This window comes from uncultured Jannaschia sp. (assembly GCF_947494055.1).
Lineage (GTDB): Bacteria > Pseudomonadota > Alphaproteobacteria > Rhodobacterales > Rhodobacteraceae > Jannaschia.
Genome location: NZ_CANLTR010000016.1, coordinates 15,969 through 32,477, shown reverse-complemented (window position 1 = coordinate 32,477; position 16,509 = coordinate 15,969). Strand labels below are relative to the sequence as shown.

Genomic DNA, 16,509 nt, shown 5'->3' with positions numbered 1-16,509 from the left:
AAGGTAAATATGTCTTCAAATTCGGAGTGTTAACATTTTCATGACGAGAGGATAGAACATGAATACGGTCAAAGCCGCCGCGGCAACACTGGCGCTTACCCTAGCGTCGCCGGCAATGGCGGCAACGGTGACGAGCACGGACGCGACCCCCGACATGAGCGTCCAGGCTGTGCCGCAGGACGCGTCGGTTCTCGATCTGGGCTTCGCCTGGACGGGTACGCCCGCCAGCGGATATTTCGAGTTCACGGCAACGAACCCGTTCGACGTCTACTTCGCCGATTACTCGCCTTCCGACGCCGACGGCGAAGTCACCGGCCTCGCCTTCTACCGCTCGGGCGCCGACACGCGCCTGACGATGCAGGGGGATTTCTGCGACGACGCCGCGCTGGCGGCGGTCTCGGGCAAGTGCAGCCTGATCGCGGGCGCGGACGCCGACGGTGCGCGCGCGATGTACCGCCCCGATGGGTCGGCCTCGCTCTTCGGTACGCTCGACGCGGGAACCTACGTGCTGGGGCTCTACGAAGGCGGCCGGCCCGCCTCCGGCTCGGCGCGGTTCCAGGTCGTCGAGACCCCCGAACCCTCCCCGGTCCCGCTCCCGGCCGCGGGCCTGCTCCTCACGGCCTCGATGGCAGGCTTGGGCTTCCTGAAACGCCGCGCCTGACGCGTGCAGTCGGGCCCCGAACGGCGTTCGGGCCCGGCGAACTCGAGCAACCTTTGAGGATCGTTTGATCTTGAAGCCCTGTTATAGCTCGTGAAACTCGTACAGGAGATACGTGCTCCACGATCTCGAAAGGTTCGCCTTGATGTACAGGTTCCGTCCGGTCGCAAGCCAGATTGCGAAGCGCACAGGGTTCGGGACGCCGGAACTCGCCGACGCTGCGGTCGAGGTCATCGAGGAGCATCCTTCCAACACGGCGTTCTCCAAACCCGTCCTCATGCTCGACGAGGATCGCGCCAAGGTGGAACGGGCGCAGGCGGCGACGTCGCTCGCCACACAATGGGCGATCATCGACGGTCGCGAGGTCACGCACCAGGCCACGGTCCGGTACGTGTTCAAAAATGTGCTCGCCACGCCATTCGGCTTCTTCACGAAACATGAGGGATTCGCGCGTTTCGGACCGGTACGCTACGCCGAGGTGATGTCGGCCTCGATCGAACGGCGGCCTGCCGGCTTCTTCGCGGCGAGCCCGATCGTCCAGCAATATTTCGGCCACTGGGTCCGGGACGGAATGATCGGCGCCTATCTGCGCCGTCCGCACGAGGACCTGTATTTCCCCTCCGATCCCGCCTGGACGCATGCCAAGGAGTATGTGGACTTGCTGGAGATCGACCGGCTGCAGGCCCGTTACGTGATCTTCGACGAGATGTCCTATTGCCGGGACGTGGGACAGAATGCCGGGCGTGCGGCGCGTCTCGAACGCCTGCAGGCGAAGGTGCAGGGTCTCTTCGGCGATGCTGGCGTTCCGGGAGCCTTCATCCGGCGCGGCCGGACCGGGGTGGCACGCGTGCTCCTCAACGAGGACGAGGTTGTGGACGCCTTGTCGGCGCGGGGTTTCGCGATCGTCAGCTCGACGGACCCGCTTGAGTACATCCTGCGAGCCGTTTCCGGCACGCCCGTCACGGTCGCGATGGAGGGGAGCCACTGGAACCACCTCTTCCTCGCCGCGCGCCGGGACGCGCTTCATGTAACGATCAACCCGGCGGACCGCTTCAACAACATCTTCGCCGATTTTATCGACCACACGCCGGGACAGCTCGCCACCACGGTCGCCGTCCGCGAGGGTGACGGCTACCGCGTCGACGTCGCCAACCTCCTTCGCCTCATAGACCTGCATGCCGAACGACAAGGCACCCGCCGCTCCTGAAAGCCGGACCACGTCTTGACCAGGCAACTCGGCGAATTCACCTTCGTGCCAAAAACGGGGATCGAGGCGAGCCTTCTGTGCTTGCGCCGCCTGCTGATTGAAACCATTCGGGCCGGCAATTTCGATGACCCGGGCCTGATCCTTGCCGGTAGGCTTCGATCTTTCGAAAGACCGCTTGGCGTGTTGACTGGCCGAAAGGTTAACGATTACCTCTTGGGGGCGGCAGAACGCCGCATTTTGTACGAGGAGTTATCAAGTGCTCAAGACTTTAGCGGCCACGGCCTGCGCCGTGCTGGCGATCGGCGGCAGCGCAAGCGCAGCCGTCATCACCCTGGATTTCGAAGGGCTCGGCAACGAGGTCAGCATCAACGATTTCTACGACGGCAATGGCGGGCCGGATTACGACATCACGTTCAGCCCCAACGCCTTATCGATCATCGACCGGGATGCCGGCGGAACGGGGAATTTCGCCAACGAGCCTACGCCCGACACCGTGATGTTCTTCCTCCAAGGTGACGAGGCTACCCTGAACGCGCCGAACGGCTTCGAGGACGGGTTCTCGTTCTTCTACAGCGCGATCAACTTCACCGGCTCGATCGACGTCTACGACGGCGTCGACGCAACGGGGACCCTCCTCGCCTCGCTGGACCTGCCCAGGACCGGTCGGGGTCCAGGCGACCCGCAGGGCGATTTCGCCGTGTTCAGCCCGATCGGCGTGCCCTTCGAGGGAACGGCACGCTCGATCGACTTCGGCGGGACGCAGAACCAGATCGGCTTCGACAACATCACCTTCGGGTCCGCCCTGCCCGGCTCGGAAGGCGGCGTCGATCCCGATATCGTGGACATGCCCAATATACCCGACACGACTCCAATCCCGGTTCCCGCCAGCCTTCCGCTCCTCGCGGGCGGGTTGGGCGCGGTCTTCGCGCTGCGTCGGCGCCGCGGGTAGAACCGGCCGAACGTGACCGCTCCGTGCGCGCGGGGCGGTCGTCCATCCTTCGTCTCCGGGAGCGTCCGAAACGGCACGGGACCGTGAGATGTCACCGCCGCGACGCGCCGGACCGGCGCCCGCCTCAGCGCTTCGCGAACGGGTCGCGGTAGAGGCCGAGCCGCTGCTTCAGCACCGCCCAGAGAAAGGGCGGCTCGTGGATCACGTAGCGGTGGAAGCGGGCGCGGGGCTCCTTCAGGAGGCGGTAGAGCCATTCGAACCCGCCCTCGGTGATCCATTTCGGCGGCCGCGCGAAGGAGCCCGACTCGTAGTCGATCGTGCCCCCCAGGGGCAGCCAGAGCTTCACGCCCGGCATCCGGTCGCGATACTTGATGATGAACTTCTCCTGCCGCCCGCCGCCGAGGCCCACGAGGAGCGCGGTGGCGCCCGACGCGTTCACCGCGTCGATCATCGCGTCGATCTCGGTCGGATCGTTCTCGAAGTCGAAGGAGGGCGCGTAGGCGCCCACCACGAAATCGCGGCCAACCTTGGCGTTGATGTTCCGGGCCGCCGCATCCGCCACACCGGGCTTGCCGCCCAGCATGAAGAGCGTCATGGCCGGATTGTCGCGGTGATGCATGTAGAAGCGGGGGAAATAGTCCGACCCCGAGACCCGCTCCTGCACGGGGGTGCCGAGGAACTTCGTCGCGAAATACATGATCTGGCTGTCGCAGGTGATCACGTCGAACTCGGACAGGATTGCGTGGAACTCCGGGTCCTTCTGCAGCTTCATCGCCATGTCGACATGCAGCGTGAGCAGGAGCCCCTCGTCGAAGTCACGCACGAGCTCGTCCATCGAAATGTCGTGGACATGCGCGTTGAGCATCTTCACCTCGCGCATCGCGCGCAGGCGGGAGGGTGTTCTCATGCCACTGCCGTCCATCACGCCGCCTCCCGGCCCATATACTTGTCCACGAGCGCCTTGGTGCCGTGGATGTTGCCCGCGCTCGACGCGCCGAACAGGATCGACTCGACCCCCGGCAGCTCCGAGATCCAGTGGATCGCCTCGTCCGCGGGGATCGCGCCGCTCGCATAGACCGACATCGCGATCGCCCGCACCCGTCCCGAGCGCAGCGCGCCCATATAGGCATCGTAGCCGCCCGACATGCGGAAGCCGATCTTGTTGATGTTGGAACAGATGATCGGCCGCTCGATCCCCTCCCGCTCCAGCGCGTCCAGAAGCATCGGCATGTTCATCGTGATGTAGCCGGGCTCGGCGCCGTACTCAGCCTTGATATGGTCGTGGAAGATGCGGAAGGCGCGGGTGAAGCCCATGCCGAGCAGCAGGTCGACGAACACGTTCTGCATGAAGATGACCGGCGTCTTCGTGCCGCGGAACATCTTCATCTCCATGTCGATCAGAACCTTCTCGATCCCCTCGACCTCCTTGGTGGCGAGCGTCCGGGCGCCGGTCAGCGCCGTGGCGAAGAGGCCGTCCTTCGGCATGAACTCGCGGAGCGCGCCCATCATCCCGTGCTCGGTCACGGCGTTGGCGTATTTATGCGCGTAAGGCATGCAGGGATAGAAGGTGAAATCGGCGTAGCGCGCGGGGTTCGCGCGCACCCGCTCGGCGATGGCGCCGATCCGGTCGTGGGTGGTGCAGGCGAAGGTGCGGATGCCGGCGTCGTAGGCCACGTCGAGCACGTCCATGATCGCCTGCGTCTCCTGGAAGCGCATGGCCTGGGTGCGGGCCTTCTCCTCGGACATGTGGTTGATGCCGAAGAACTGGTTGTCGCCGAAGAGCAGTCGGTCCATCCGGGTCATCCCTGTCGTCCTCCGAAGCCGAAGAAGCCGCGACGTGCGGGCTTCGCGGCCGGCGCCTGCGCCTCGCCCACGGGCTGCCCGGTCTCGGCGTTCTCGAGGATCATCGCCATCACCCGGTCGGTCTCGGCGGCCGAGCGGAAAGAGTTCTCGGCGGCCGCCGATTTCTTTTCGGCCACCGCGGTGATGAAGTCGTCGAGCTGCGCGGAATATTCCTCGCCCCGCAGGTAGAACCAGGCATCCTCGGTGAGCTCGGTCGTGTATTTCACGTTCCAGCCCTCCACGTAGTCGGGCAGCGCGTCGTGCGCCTCGCGCAGGTAGAGCTGACATTCCTGCCGGTCGGCGTAGAGCCGGCCGTTGGTGCCCACGATCGTCATCTTCGTCGACATCTTGCGGTAGCTCTCGTCGGACCAGTTCACCGAGAGCTGCGCCACGGGCCCGTCCTCCCACTGCACGGTCGACATGACCTGGTCGTCGGTCCCTTCCGAGAAGACCGAGACCAGCGCCGAGCCGGTCACCCGCGCCGGCGCGCCGAAGAACCAGTTCAGGAGGTTCAGCGGATGCGCGGCGTAGTCGTAGAGACAGCCGCCGCCCTCCTCCTTCTGCGTGCGCCAGGTGGCGCGCTTGGGGCGCAGCACGACCGGCCCGTAAGCCTCGGCCAGCACATGGGTGACGCGGCCGAGCGCGCCCGTGTCGAGGATGCGCTTCATCTCCCGGAACGCGCCGACATAGCGGTAATGGTAGCCGACTTGGTTCACCACGCCCTTCGCCTCGGCGAGGTCGGCCAAGGCCATGCCGTCGGTCCAGTCGAGGCAGAACGGCTTCTCGCAGAAGACGTGGAGGCCGCGGTCGAGGGCGGCCCGCACCATCGGCGCGTGGAGCCGCGACGGCGTGGCGATCACCACGGCGTCGAGCTTGGCCTCCGCCAGCATCCGCTCGTAATCCTTGTGGATCGGCGCGGAGACGTTCCGCGAGAGCACGTCAACCATGAACCCCGCCCCGTCGCAGGCCACGGTGCGGGCCTGCGGATGCGCGTTGACCATGGAGAAATGCGACAGGCCCATCTTGCCCAGGCCCACGACCGCGATGTCAATCGGGGCGGTCCGGATCGTTTTGTTCATCGGGCCATGTGCTCCTGATAGAGATTCCGCCTTCCGCGCGGGCAACCGGCTGGATGACAGAGGCGATTTAGGCCGACCCCCTGCAAGGAGCAACCGCTCCCGACCGCGTCCCTACGTCATTCGCGCCCGTCCCGGTGAAGATTTTATGAACAATCCGGACAGATGGCGCGGTTCCGCGCCGCTTCGGGAACGGTCCCCTGCGACCGGCCCCGGAGGACCGGCCCGGACCCGCGACGGCGCGGCCGGTCCGCGCCCCGTCCAGGGACCGCAATTCCGCCCGGCCTCGTCCTGCGGGCGGTGCCCGCGGAGGGACAATCGGTCGCGGGGGGTGCCCCTCGCCATCGCGTCCGGCCGGGACAGATAGCGCGAGGTCAACCGTTTCTCCGGGGCGTGTGCGCCGGGGGGGCTCCACTTTGGAGAGGAGAAGTCGATGATCATGAGAATTGTACACAGTTCGATTGCCGCCCTGGCGATCGGTTTCGCGGCCCCTGCCTTCGCGCAGGACCTGCCCGAGAACATTGATACGGCCGTGGGCGCCGCCGAGAGCGCCGGCATCGTCGAGATGATCGTCGGCGGCGAGGAGGTCACGGTGTTCGTGCCCTCGAACGACGCCCTGTCGGCCGCCCCGCAGGAAGAGCTCGGCGCGCTGCAGGAGGATTCCGCGCGGCTGGCCGAGGTGATCCAGGGCTACGCCGTGTCCGGCACCGTGATGGCCGCGGACGCGATGCAGCTCGCGATGGACGGCGGCGGCACCGCCACCGTGGATTCGCTCGCCGGTACGCCGCTGACCATCATGGTCGAGGGCGACACGGTCATGGTCGGCCCCGAGGGCGGCACGATGGCGACCGTCACCGAGGCGGACCGCCAGGTCGGCAACGTCACGATCCACGTTATCGACACCGCCTTCCTGCCCGGAAGCTGAGACCGGACGCGACGGGGCTGCGCCACGCGCGCGGCTCCCTCCCCTGCCGCGACGACGTTCGCGCGGCAGCCCCGAATCCGGCCACCGCCGGACTGGTACGACTACCTCCCCCTTATCGTCACGCTGCCTCCGCACCGCCCGGCACGCAGGAGATCGACTGCATGCCGGTCCTCCGTACCATCGCTCACCCATAGAGGCGATTACACCGGATGCGGAACTCGACGCGATGATGGCGTAGGAAACGTCGCGCAGCGGGACATTCCCGTTGCAAATCCTCCCGAATAAGATATATCATTGCAATATCTTTTTGGTTCCGGGAGGCGCATCATGGACACGGCGAAGGTCTTCTGGTCGGGGCGCAGCCAGGCGGTGCGGCTGCCCAAGGCGTTCCGGTTCGACACCGAGGAGGTGCGCATCCGCCGCGACGGGTCCCGCGTCGTGCTCGAACCCATCGAAGGCGATTGGGACTGGCTCGACGCGGTGACGGGCCCGGTGGACGCGGACTTCGCGGCGGCCGCCTCCGAACGGCCGGCGCCGCAGGACCGGCCGGGGCTCGACGACCTCTTCGAGTGAAGTTCCTGCTCGACACCAATGCCGTGATCGCTGTCTTGAAAGGCCATGCCGGCCTCCTCGGACGCCTCCGGCAGCATGCGCGGGCCGATTTCGGCTTGCCGGCCATCGTGATGCACGAGCTGCGCTACGGCGCTTCGAAAAGCGCGCGGCCGGGCGAGAACCATGCCCGCCTCGATGCGATGCGCTTCGAGATCGTGCCGTTCGACGCCGACGATGCCCGGCAAGCGGGCGAGATCCGGGCCGTGCTGGGGCGGGCGGGCACGCCGATCGGCGGCTACGACGTGCTGATTGCCGCGCAGGCCGTGGCGCGGAGCCTCGTCCTCGTGACGCACAACATACGGGAGTTCGCGCGCGTCGAGGGGCTGCGAACGGAGGATTGGGAAGGCTGAAGCGGACGCTCCGCCAATCCTGCCGGCATTATCCCTGACCCCTCAAGAAACTTGCCAACCCGGCCCGCGATCCGCATGGAAAGCGCACGTCCTGCCCCACGACCCCGAGGTTACCCCCATGATTCAGCCCGTCATTCTCTGTGGTGGTTCCGGGACGCGGCTCTGGCCCTCCTCGCGCAAGGCCTACCCGAAGCAGTTCACGCCCCTCCTCGGCGAGCGTAGCCTCTACCAGGAGACGCTCCGGCGCTTCTCGGGCGAGGGCTTCGCCGCGCCGCTGGTGATGACCGGCGAGGCGTTCCGCTTCATGGCCGGCGAGCAGGCGCAGGCGATCGGGCTGATGGACGCGCGCGTGGTGATCGAGCCCGCCGCCCGCGACACCGGCCCCGCGATCCTCACAGCCGCGCTGATGTTTGAGGACGCGCCCGACACGCTGATGCTCGTGGCGCCCTCCGACCACGTGATCGGCGACGTACCTGCCTTCCTCGAGACCGTGCGGCGGGGCGCCGAGGCCGCGAGGCCCGGCACGCTCGTCACCTTCGGCGTCACCCCCGACCGGCCCGAGACGGGCTACGGCTATCTCGAGCTTGCCCATCCGCCCGCGGACGGCACCGCCGTGCCGCTCCGGAGCTTCCGCGAGAAGCCCGACGCGGCCACCGCGCAGGGCTTCCTCGAGGCCGGCACCTATCTGTGGAACGCGGGGCTCTTCCTGTTCCGCGCGGGCGACGTGATCGCGGCCTTCGAGCGCCACGCCTCCGACCTTCTCGAACCCTGCCGCGCCGCGATCGCCAAGGGAAAGGACGATCTGGGCTTCCTGCGTCTCGACGCGGAGGCCTACGAGCGCGCCCGCGCCATCTCCTTCGACTACGCGGTGATGGAGCATGCCGAGACGGTCGCGGCCGTGCCCCTCGCCGGCGCCTGGTCCGATCTCGGCTCTTGGGACGCGCTCTGGCAGGCGCGGGAACCCGACGCCAACGGGCTCGCAACCGACGGGCCGGTCACCGCGATCGATTGCGTCGACAGCTACCTGCGCTCGGAGGAGGGCTCGGTCCATCTCGTGGGGCTCGGGCTCGAAGGCGTGGTCGCGGTCGCCATGCGCGACGCGGTGCTCGTCGCCTCGAAGTCACGCGCGCAGGACGTGAAGGCCGTGGTCTCCGCCCTGCGCGCGGCCAAGGTGGGCCAGGCCGACGACTATCCCCGCTTCCACCGGCCCTGGGGCTGGTACGAGACGCTCTGCCTCGGCACCCGCTTCCAGGTGAAACGGATCATGGTGCGCCCCGGCGGCGTGCTCTCGCTCCAGAGCCACATGCACCGCTCCGAACACTGGGTCGTGGTCGAGGGCACGGCCGAGGTGACGCTGGGCGAGGAGGTCAAGCTCGTGACCGAGAACCAGGGCGTCTACATTCCCCTGGGCACCGTCCACCGCATGGCCAATCGCGGCCGCCTGCCGATGTACCTGATCGAGGTCCAGACCGGCGCCTATCTCGGCGAGGACGACATCGTCCGCTACGAGGACGTCTACGACCGGACCTGAAGCGCGTCCCCTGGGAGATAACCCAGTTCCGTCGTCGACTGGACGCGACCTCTCTTGAACCAAGGCGATCATTTTCAGGAAACCTTCGGAAGGCCATGCCCATGCAGGAGACGACCGGACCGACCGCCTTCGCGATCATCGTGGGATCGATGAAGTCGGGATCGAGCTCGCTCTTCGATCTCCTGCGGCTGCATCCCGCTCTGTGCCCCTGCTCAGAGAAGGAGCCGCAATACTTCTCCAGCCCCTATCAATGGGGACGGGGCTGGGACTGGTATCGCGGGCTCTACGAAGGCTTCGATCCGACATCCCATCGTTACGGCCTCGAGGCGAGCACGGATTACGCCAAGCTTCCCTACATGGACCATGTCTTCGAGCGCATGAAGCGACGCCCGGACGTCCGATTCCGCTTCGTCTACATCATGCGCCATCCCGTCGCCCGCATCGTGTCCCACCACAAGCATGCGGCCCTGACCGGCTACGAGCTGGGACATGTGCGACCGGACCGGACGGACTTCTCCTTCGACGCAGGCGGCGTAAGCCCCGTCGCGATCGACCTGACGCGGTATGCCCGCCATTTGGACGCCTACGCGGACGCCTTCGGAAGGGACACCATCCTTCCTGTCGTCTTCGAGGACATGCTCGCGAACCAGCAAAAGGTTCTCGATGAGGTCTGCGATTTCTTGGAGATCGCGCACGTGTCGAGCCCCGACCTGCCGAAGTCGAACGAAGCCTCCGCGAAGTTCTCCGATCCGACCTGGCGCAAGCTCTCGAACGTCCGGGCGCTTCGCCGGCTGGCTCATGGGATCGTTCCCAAATCCGTTCGCCATCGATTGTATCTGTCGCAAAGCGCGAGATCGAATGCGCTGACGCAGGGTCGTTTCGAAATGCGGCAAGACGAGGAAGCCTGGGTCCTCGAAGAACTCCGGGACGATCTGAAACGTCTTCGCGAAATCTACGATATCGACGTCCCTGCGAAGTGGTCCATCGCAGCGTAGACCCATTCGATCGGTGCAGCGATTTCGGTCGATTCCGACTTATTAACCTTTAGCTCTGCCAAGCGGCGTTGCGCGGGGCAACCCTGACAGGGCTCGCCTGCCGGCTGCAATCCGCTTAAAGTCTGATCGCGAACAGGTTTCCGCTTATATTTACTACCGAGTGGGCAGGAAAGTTCCGACCCGTAACCCCGGGATTGCGGCAATCGCCACGCCCGATAGACCCGTCTTCGGCCTCTGGGTGACGAGTTCATCGGGGCGCGAGTCACGCCGCGCCCTCCGACATCTCGGAACATCGCAAGCAAGGTCCTCACGGTCCGTCGCCCGGCGCGGCGTGCCGCCTTTCGAGATGCCGGTCCGGGCGATCGCCACCGCCATTCGCCCGGGCCGCGATAAACACCACCGGATTGCCCGGGCCCCTGGAGGCCGGGAATCCGCCTTTCGGGAGATCCGAGAATGCCCATTACCGACATGTCCAGCCTTGCCGCATCCACCTCGGAGGAGGGCATGCTTCAATCCCGGCGCGATCCCAACCGGTGGCTGACTGCCGACGGCGAGATCGTCACCATTCCCGAAGCCGGGCCGGAGCCCGAACCGACACCGGCCCCCGAGCCGACACCCCGGCCCGATCCGGTCCCGACCCCCACGCCGGCTCCCGTCGACCCCGTACCGGCACCTGCGCCGGACCCCACGCCGCAACCCGACCCCGAGCCGCAGCCCGAGCCGGAACCGCCCGTCTCCGAGGAGGACGACGAAGGCGACAGTGGCAGCCTGCCCCCGCCCGTCGTCGTCCCCCCTTCCCCCGCGCCGGAACCGACGCCGGAGCCTGAGCCTGAACCCGCTCCCGCCCCGGTCGAACCCGAACCGACCCCGGAGCCCGAACCCGAGCCGCCCGTCTCCGAGGATGACGGCGAAGGCGACGGCGGCAGCCTGCCCCCGCCCGTCGTCGCGCCTCCCGCGCCGGAGCCCGAGCCGACACCCGAGCCCGAGACGCCCGTCGAGGTCGAGGATGACGGCGCCCTGCCGCCAGTGGTCACCCCCCCTGCCCCGCCCGTGATCCCCGCGCCCACCGGCCCAGTCCTCGACGCCGATCTCGGCACCGTGTCCGGCGGTCGCGTGACGCTGCTCGATGTGGGCAACGGCAAGGCCGTCGCCGGCATCCAGATCGCCGAGCAGCCCGGCTTCGGCCATGCCGCGGCCACGCCCGACGGCCAGATCGCCCTGGTCTTGTCGGGGACCGCGAATACCGGCCGGATTACCTTCGACTACGACGTGGCCTACACGGACGGCACCTCGGAGCGCTACAGCGCCGACCTCTCCGTCACCGCGCCGGCCCAGAAGGCCGGCTGGGGTCTCGGCGAGCACTACATGCTCGCCACCGATTCCGGTGACAACGTGGTGGTCGAAGCTGGCGACAACCACCGCAAGGTCTATGTCGGTGGCAGCGACGCGGCCCTGTCCCGCGCCGACATCGCTCGCATGGAGGGCGTCGGCACCGGCGCCATCGACCAAAACTGGCTGCTCGACCACCCTGAATATGGCGGCTCGGCGAGCATGGCCGTCGACCAGGAGGTCGGCCTCGACATCTGGGACGGCCTCGTCGGCTGGGCTTGGCAGAAGGGCGGCACTGCCGCGCCTTCCTCAAACTGGCTCCTCTTCGAGCGCGGTCACGATTATGAAGGCGTTGGCCGCATCGTCGCCCGCGGCGCGAGTGGCGAGAGCGAGTTGCACCCGCTGCACATCACGTCTTGGGGGTCGGGCGAGAAGCCGGGACTTAAGGGAGACTTCAAGATCTTCCAAGAGGACAGCGACAACGTCGTCATCTCCAACGTCGCGCTCGACAGTGGATTCATGGCGCTGCAGGGCGAGAACGTGATCCTCGACAACGTCGCGTTGCGCAACGAGCAGGTCGTGCTCCAGAACGCCGACACCTACACGATCCGCAATTCGGAGATCGCGGACATCACCCTAGACGCTCCGCGGGCCGACGGCAGCTGGGACAAAACGGGTGGGCTCTATTCCTCCGACACAGACGGGCTCCTGATGGAAGGCAACTTCATCCACCACAACGGCTGGTCGGAGGATTACCAAGCGGCGGGTGGCGGCCTGCCACCCTCCACGGTCAGCCACAATGTTTACCTGCAATACTCAACCCGGGACGTCACCTTCCGCGACAACTACGTCTCGCAGGGTGCTTCCTTTGGTGTGCAGTTCCGCGGCGGCGCCCATGTTGAGGACAACGTCTTCGTCGACAACAATGCCGCACTTAACGTACTCGGGGGTAATTACGGCGGGCGAGGTCCAACGGGCAACTTCTCGTTTCTGTCAGGTAACGTCATCACCTCGGCCGGCTACAAGCTCACGAAGTCGGGCGCCCTGTCGCTTGGTATCGACAACGTTGCGCTCGAGACAACGCTAATCGACAATATCGTCGCGCATCTGGCCGATCCGAACAACGACACTGAGTTCCAAGAGAAGGTCTGGAACCACGGAGGCCTGAAGAACGGCGAAGACGCCTACTACAACGACACGATCGTCTACAACTGGACTGGCTCCCGCTACGACGACGACCATCACAGCGCCGACAAGAACACCGAAGGCGTGAACTACGACAGCGCGGACAAGACTACGATCCAAAACTTCGCCGCGGACGTGACCGGTAATCCGAACGCAACGATCGCCGATCTGGCCGACTACCTGGCCCCGCTCGCCGCGCGGGACGACGCGCGGATCACGGCGGACGACATCGTGGCCTACTTCCAGGACGGCTTCGGCATGGCGCGGAGCGCGGACACGTTCGGTAGCCACCGCTTCGTGCCCACCGACATCGCCGACGGGGTTCGCTGGGACAACCGGGTGAACTGGGAGCACGACGTGCTGCCGGGGCAGGGCGACGACGTCGATCTGGGCGGCCACCTTGTCCTATCGGGCACGGCGACGGCCACGATCGGGCGGCTCGAGCTGGGCCATGACGGTATCCTCCGCGTCACCGGCGGGCGGATCGAGGCGACTGAGGGCGTATCTGCCGGGGCGGCCGGCGGGCGGATCGAGATCGACCGTGCGGGACAGCTCTGGGTCAACGGACAGGCGGACGACGACGCGCTCACCGTCGACGTGGCCGGCGGGCGCTTCGCCAATACCGGACGGATCGACGGACCGGTGCAGATGTCGGTGTCGGATAACGGGCAGGTCCTGCTGGGCACATCGGGCGACACGTTCGACTTCGTGTCGGGCAGCGAGCTCCGGATCGAGGGCAGCCGGGCGCAGGTCGGCTTCGACGGCGCGGGCGGCGGTAGCGCCGTGCTGCGGCTCGACGCAGGCGGCACGCTCGTCTTCGCCTCGGATGCCGGTGGGCTCGCGGAGATCGCGGAGTTCCGTTCCGGAGCCTTCGGCGACAGCTCCAACGTGCGCTCGGGCGTCAATCTCGGCGGCGGCACGCTGGAGCTCGACCTGTCGGGCGGCATCGCCAACGGGCGGCACACGCTGATTGCGACGGACGAGATCATCGGGAGTTTCGGCGAGGTCCGGGTCCAGGGCCTGTCGGGCGGACGCGGCTATGACATCGAGATCGACTACGAAGCCGACACGGTGACGCTGGTCGTGGAATCGTCGAGCGGCGCGAGCGAGGCAATCCGCTATCTCGGCGAGGCAGTGGAGACGAATGTCGGTGGGCTTCTCGGTGCCTTGACCGATGGCCTCGACGGCTGGACGTGATCTAGTCGGGACCATCACCAGAGAATTTCGCGTTTCGCACGCGAAATTCAAACGGACAACCTATTGTTTCAAAGATATAAAACGCCCGCAGAACCGGATTCTGCGGGCGTTTCGCATGCGAAAGGGTGAGGTTCAGGCGCGGGCGGCGAGCCAGTCGCGCAGCGCGGCGCGGGTCGCGTCGTCGAGACCGGGACCGGCGAGCGTGACGCGGTCGCGGCCCGATTGAAGGAAGATGCCCGGCGCGAGTTCTTCGCCGCGGGGCGCCTTCGGCGCGGGTGCCTTGCGAAGCGCGCGCTCCAGCGTGTCGCGCTCTTCGGCAGTATCCCCCGCGTCGCGATTGCGCAGCGCATCGCGCAGGCGGCCGGTAAGCGTGACGTCGGATTGCAACGCACCAGCGAGGGCGAGGCCCAGCTTCTCGGGGATCGCCGCGCCGAAGCGGAGCTGCTCGCCCAGACGGTCGTGGAGCGTCACGAAGCTCGCGATCTTGGAGCGCTTCGAGGCGCTGGCGCGCGCGTAGAGTCCGGCGATGGCTGCGGCCACGTCCGGGAAGACCCCGATCCGCGCGGCCTCGGAGGCGAGCCGCGCGCGCTCGTAGAAGGATAGCCCGGCGCGGATCTCGTTCTCCTCCACCATGCCGAGATAGGCGTCCGCGGCGCTCTCGGGTTCGCGCACGAGCGCGTTCACATGAGTGAAGCGCTCCTCGCCCGTCTCCTCGTGGAGCCGCTTCAGCGCGGCCACGCGACGCCAGCCAGAGATCAGCCCGAAACGGCCGCTCTTCAACGCGACGACCTCGATCGGGGTCTGCTGACCACGTGCGCGCAGGCTCTCGACCAAGGCGCGCATCTCTTCCTCGTCGATGACCATGCGGTCGCGGACGAGGTGGTCGTCGGCGATGCGGATCACCGGCACGGACTGGATCAGGCGGCCCGAGGCGCGCGCGTCGCCGAGCTCGGCGGCGATCGCGTCGAGCGCCGCGCGCGCCGCGCTCTCGCCCGCGACCTCGGCGATGGGCGCGCCGGCGCGGGGTCGGTCGGCCCCCGTCATCGTGCCCGGGCGGGAAGAGAGATACTGGATCGGGGCGTCCGGGTCGGCCGGGCTCAGACGTTTGCGCTTGGCCATGGGGCCCTCCGTCCTGTGTGGCGAGAATCCAGGCAGGATGGCCCGGAACGCCAAGCCTGCATAGCGTTTCGTGCCTGCCGTTTCGCATGCGAAACGGCGCCGACCCCCGACGATCCGGGGCACGCGCGCCTCATTCGGCCGCCCGTTCGGCATTCTGCGCGGCAAGCTCGTCACGCCGCCAGATACCCACGAGGAGCTTCTTGAACTCGGCGTAGGTGGCATCGAAGGTGGCGCGGCCGCGCACGTAGGTGTCGCGGTTGAAGTCGCGGTAATCGGCCTCGTAGATGCCGCGCGCCTGCTCGCCCGACTGGCCGATCAGCGCGGTGAAGTCCTGTCGGTAGGGCGAGAGCGTACGGCCGAGATAGGCCTGCATCAGCCCCGCCATCTCGGCCTGCTGTCCGGCGTCGTAGCGGGTGATGAGGGTGCGGACCGCGTCCCACTCAAAGGCCATCTCCTCGCGCCCCAATGCGCGGGCGGCGACGTTCTCGCCCTCCTCGATGGACTGGAACGTGGCGTGGAGCATGTCGAAGAAGCGCCCCGTGGAGTCGAACTCCACGAAGGAGGCGCCCATCGGCACGAGGAGGATGTCGGCGGCCGAGAGCCCGTTGATCGTAAGATAGCCGAGCGCAGGAGGCGTGTCGAAGAAGACGAGGTCGTAGTTCTCCAGTACGCCGTCGGCCGCGAGCGTCTCGGAGAGCGCGTCCCAGAGCTTCCAGCCGCGCGAGGCCATGCGCCAGACGGGGATCTGGAACTCCGCCCAGTAGAGGTTGAGCTGCGCGCCGACGAGGTCGATGTTGGGCCAGTGGGTGCGTTGCACGAGGTCGGCGGCGCGCACCTTGAGCGCCTCCGACAGCGTGTCATCGAGGGGCAGGGGGGCTTCGCCCCGGTCCATCCGCCGCTGGTTGTCGCCCTGCAGGTGGCGTGCGTAGTGCCGTGCGAGGAGGGGGTAGATCGTCTGCCATTCGTCGTCGACGCGGGCGCCGAAGATCGACGACATGGAGCCTTGGGAATCGAGATCGACGACGAGCACGCGGTAGCCGTCGAGCGCCGCGGACATGGCGAGATGGGCGCAGGTCGAGGTCTTGCCGACGCCGCCCTTGAAGTTCGCCACGGCCACCATCTTGGCGGGCAGGTCCTTCGGCCGGTAGGGACGGTAATCCTTGGCCTTGGAGCCTTCGGCCGCGAAATGCGCGCGCAGGCGCAGCACCTCGTCCAGGGTGAACCACTTGGCCCCGCCCTCGGTCTCCGCCCGGCCCTGCGGCAGGTCGGAGTTCTGTCGCAGCACCCGGCGGAAATGGGCGGGCGCCACGGGGATCAGGTAGCGGGTGATCTCCCAAGTGGAGAACAGGCGGAGCTGCCGCTCGCCACTGGCGTCGAGGCCACGGCCCGCAAGGTCGGTCCGACCACGGGCGCAGCCTTCCGCGATGGCGGCGAAGCGGGCCGTGTCGGTCGGCTCCCCGAGGGCAGCCATCGCCGCGTCGGGGGCGATGTTGAAATAAGGGGGCAGGTCGTCGTCGGGCATCGCGCATCCCCG

General features: G+C 67.1%; 14 protein-coding genes. 9 read left to right on the top strand and 5 right to left on the bottom strand.

The window, feature by feature from the left end:
• Nucleotides 1–58 precede the first annotated feature (58 nt).
• The 3 genes from Q1A87_RS13750 to Q1A87_RS13740 all read left to right on the top strand — a co-directional run bounded on the left by Q1A87_RS13750 (nt 59) and on the right by Q1A87_RS13740 (nt 2,814).
• Nucleotides 59–661, top strand: a complete 603-nt coding sequence (locus tag Q1A87_RS13750) for a VPLPA-CTERM sorting domain-containing protein (protein ID WP_299652291.1) — start codon at nt 59–61, stop codon at nt 659–661.
• 112 nt (nt 662–773) lie between these two features.
• Nucleotides 774–1,865 carry a glycosyltransferase 61 family protein gene (locus Q1A87_RS13745; protein ID WP_299652289.1) on the top strand — a complete coding sequence of 364 codons (1,092 nt, stop codon included), beginning with the start codon at nt 774–776 and terminating at the stop codon, nt 1,863–1,865.
• 256 nt (nt 1,866–2,121) lie between these two features.
• Nucleotides 2,122–2,814, top strand: a complete 693-nt coding sequence (locus Q1A87_RS13740; RefSeq protein WP_299652288.1) for a VPLPA-CTERM sorting domain-containing protein — start codon at nt 2,122–2,124, stop codon at nt 2,812–2,814.
• A 124-nt stretch (nt 2,815–2,938) separates the two neighbouring features.
• Here the strand turns inward: Q1A87_RS13740 and Q1A87_RS13735 are convergent, their stop codons facing one another.
• The 3 genes from Q1A87_RS13735 to Q1A87_RS13725 are packed head-to-tail and all read right to left on the bottom strand — an operon-like array spanning nt 2,939 to nt 5,735.
• A complete protein-coding gene (locus tag Q1A87_RS13735; RefSeq protein WP_299652286.1) occupies nt 2,939–3,721 on the bottom strand; it encodes a WecB/TagA/CpsF family glycosyltransferase in 783 nt (260 codons plus the stop codon).
• A 14-nt stretch (nt 3,722–3,735) separates the two neighbouring features.
• Nucleotides 3,736–4,608, bottom strand: coding sequence for a hypothetical protein (locus Q1A87_RS13730; RefSeq protein WP_299652284.1), 873 nt, complete (start codon nt 4,606–4,608; stop codon nt 3,736–3,738).
• Between the two features lie 5 nt (nt 4,609–4,613).
• Complete coding sequence (locus Q1A87_RS13725; protein ID WP_299652282.1) at nt 4,614–5,735, bottom strand: Gfo/Idh/MocA family oxidoreductase; 1,122 nt, start codon at nt 5,733–5,735, stop codon at nt 4,614–4,616.
• 430 nt (nt 5,736–6,165) lie between these two features.
• On the opposite strand from Q1A87_RS13725, the gene Q1A87_RS13720 reads away from it, so the two are divergent.
• The 6 genes from Q1A87_RS13720 (at nt 6,166) to Q1A87_RS13695 (ending at nt 13,856) form a co-directional block, all read left to right on the top strand.
• Nucleotides 6,166–6,657 carry a fasciclin domain-containing protein gene (locus tag Q1A87_RS13720; RefSeq protein WP_299652280.1) on the top strand — a complete coding sequence of 164 codons (492 nt, stop codon included), beginning with the start codon at nt 6,166–6,168 and terminating at the stop codon, nt 6,655–6,657.
• A 327-nt stretch (nt 6,658–6,984) separates the two neighbouring features.
• Entirely contained in the window at nt 6,985–7,230 is a 246-nt protein-coding gene (gene vapB, locus Q1A87_RS13715; protein WP_299652278.1) for a type II toxin-antitoxin system VapB family antitoxin, read from the top strand.
• A complete protein-coding gene (locus Q1A87_RS13710) occupies nt 7,227–7,619 on the top strand; it encodes a type II toxin-antitoxin system VapC family toxin (RefSeq protein ID WP_299652276.1) in 393 nt (130 codons plus the stop codon). The genes vapB and Q1A87_RS13710 overlap by 4 nt, the downstream gene beginning before the upstream one ends.
• Nucleotides 7,620–7,737: 118 nt before the next feature.
• Nucleotides 7,738–9,150 carry a mannose-1-phosphate guanylyltransferase/mannose-6-phosphate isomerase gene (locus Q1A87_RS13705; RefSeq protein ID WP_299652274.1) on the top strand — a complete coding sequence of 471 codons (1,413 nt, stop codon included), beginning with the start codon at nt 7,738–7,740 and terminating at the stop codon, nt 9,148–9,150.
• Between the two features lie 101 nt (nt 9,151–9,251).
• Nucleotides 9,252–10,145 carry a sulfotransferase gene (locus Q1A87_RS13700; protein ID WP_299652272.1) on the top strand — a complete coding sequence of 298 codons (894 nt, stop codon included), beginning with the start codon at nt 9,252–9,254 and terminating at the stop codon, nt 10,143–10,145.
• A 453-nt stretch (nt 10,146–10,598) separates the two neighbouring features.
• Nucleotides 10,599–13,856 (top strand): right-handed parallel beta-helix repeat-containing protein, encoded by a 3,258-nt coding sequence (locus Q1A87_RS13695; RefSeq protein WP_299652270.1) that lies wholly within the window; start codon nt 10,599–10,601, stop codon nt 13,854–13,856.
• Between the two features lie 132 nt (nt 13,857–13,988).
• Here the strand turns inward: Q1A87_RS13695 and Q1A87_RS13690 are convergent, their stop codons facing one another.
• Complete coding sequence (locus Q1A87_RS13690) at nt 13,989–14,975, bottom strand: ParB N-terminal domain-containing protein (protein ID WP_299652268.1); 987 nt, start codon at nt 14,973–14,975, stop codon at nt 13,989–13,991.
• A 130-nt stretch (nt 14,976–15,105) separates the two neighbouring features.
• Nucleotides 15,106–16,497, bottom strand: a complete 1,392-nt coding sequence (locus tag Q1A87_RS13685) for an AAA family ATPase (protein ID WP_299652266.1) — start codon at nt 16,495–16,497, stop codon at nt 15,106–15,108.
• Nucleotides 16,498–16,509: the final 12 nt, after the last annotated feature.

Bases quoted from the DNA above. Each gene is read 5' to 3' on its own strand.
- Q1A87_RS13750 (WP_299652291.1), top strand. From the start codon at position 59: ATGAATACGGTCAAAGCCGCCGCGGCAACACTGGCGCTTACCCTAGCG.
- Q1A87_RS13735 (WP_299652286.1), bottom strand. From the start codon at position 3,721: ATGAGAACACCCTCCCGCCTGCGCGCGATGCGCGAGGTGAAGATGCTC.
- Q1A87_RS13730 (WP_299652284.1), bottom strand. From the start codon at position 4,608: ATGGACCGACTGCTCTTCGGCGACAACCAGTTCTTCGGCATCAACCAC.
- Q1A87_RS13725 (WP_299652282.1), bottom strand. From the start codon at position 5,735: ATGAACAAAACGATCCGGACCGCCCCGATTGACATCGCGGTCGTGGGC.
- Q1A87_RS13720 (WP_299652280.1), top strand. From the start codon at position 6,166: ATGATCATGAGAATTGTACACAGTTCGATTGCCGCCCTGGCGATCGGT.
- vapB (WP_299652278.1), top strand. From the start codon at position 6,985: ATGGACACGGCGAAGGTCTTCTGGTCGGGGCGCAGCCAGGCGGTGCGG.
- Q1A87_RS13705 (WP_299652274.1), top strand. From the start codon at position 7,738: ATGATTCAGCCCGTCATTCTCTGTGGTGGTTCCGGGACGCGGCTCTGG.
- Q1A87_RS13700 (WP_299652272.1), top strand. From the start codon at position 9,252: ATGCAGGAGACGACCGGACCGACCGCCTTCGCGATCATCGTGGGATCG.
- Q1A87_RS13695 (WP_299652270.1), top strand. From the start codon at position 10,599: ATGCCCATTACCGACATGTCCAGCCTTGCCGCATCCACCTCGGAGGAG.
- Q1A87_RS13690 (WP_299652268.1), bottom strand. From the start codon at position 14,975: ATGGCCAAGCGCAAACGTCTGAGCCCGGCCGACCCGGACGCCCCGATC.
- Q1A87_RS13685 (WP_299652266.1), bottom strand. From the start codon at position 16,497: ATGCCCGACGACGACCTGCCCCCTTATTTCAACATCGCCCCCGACGCG.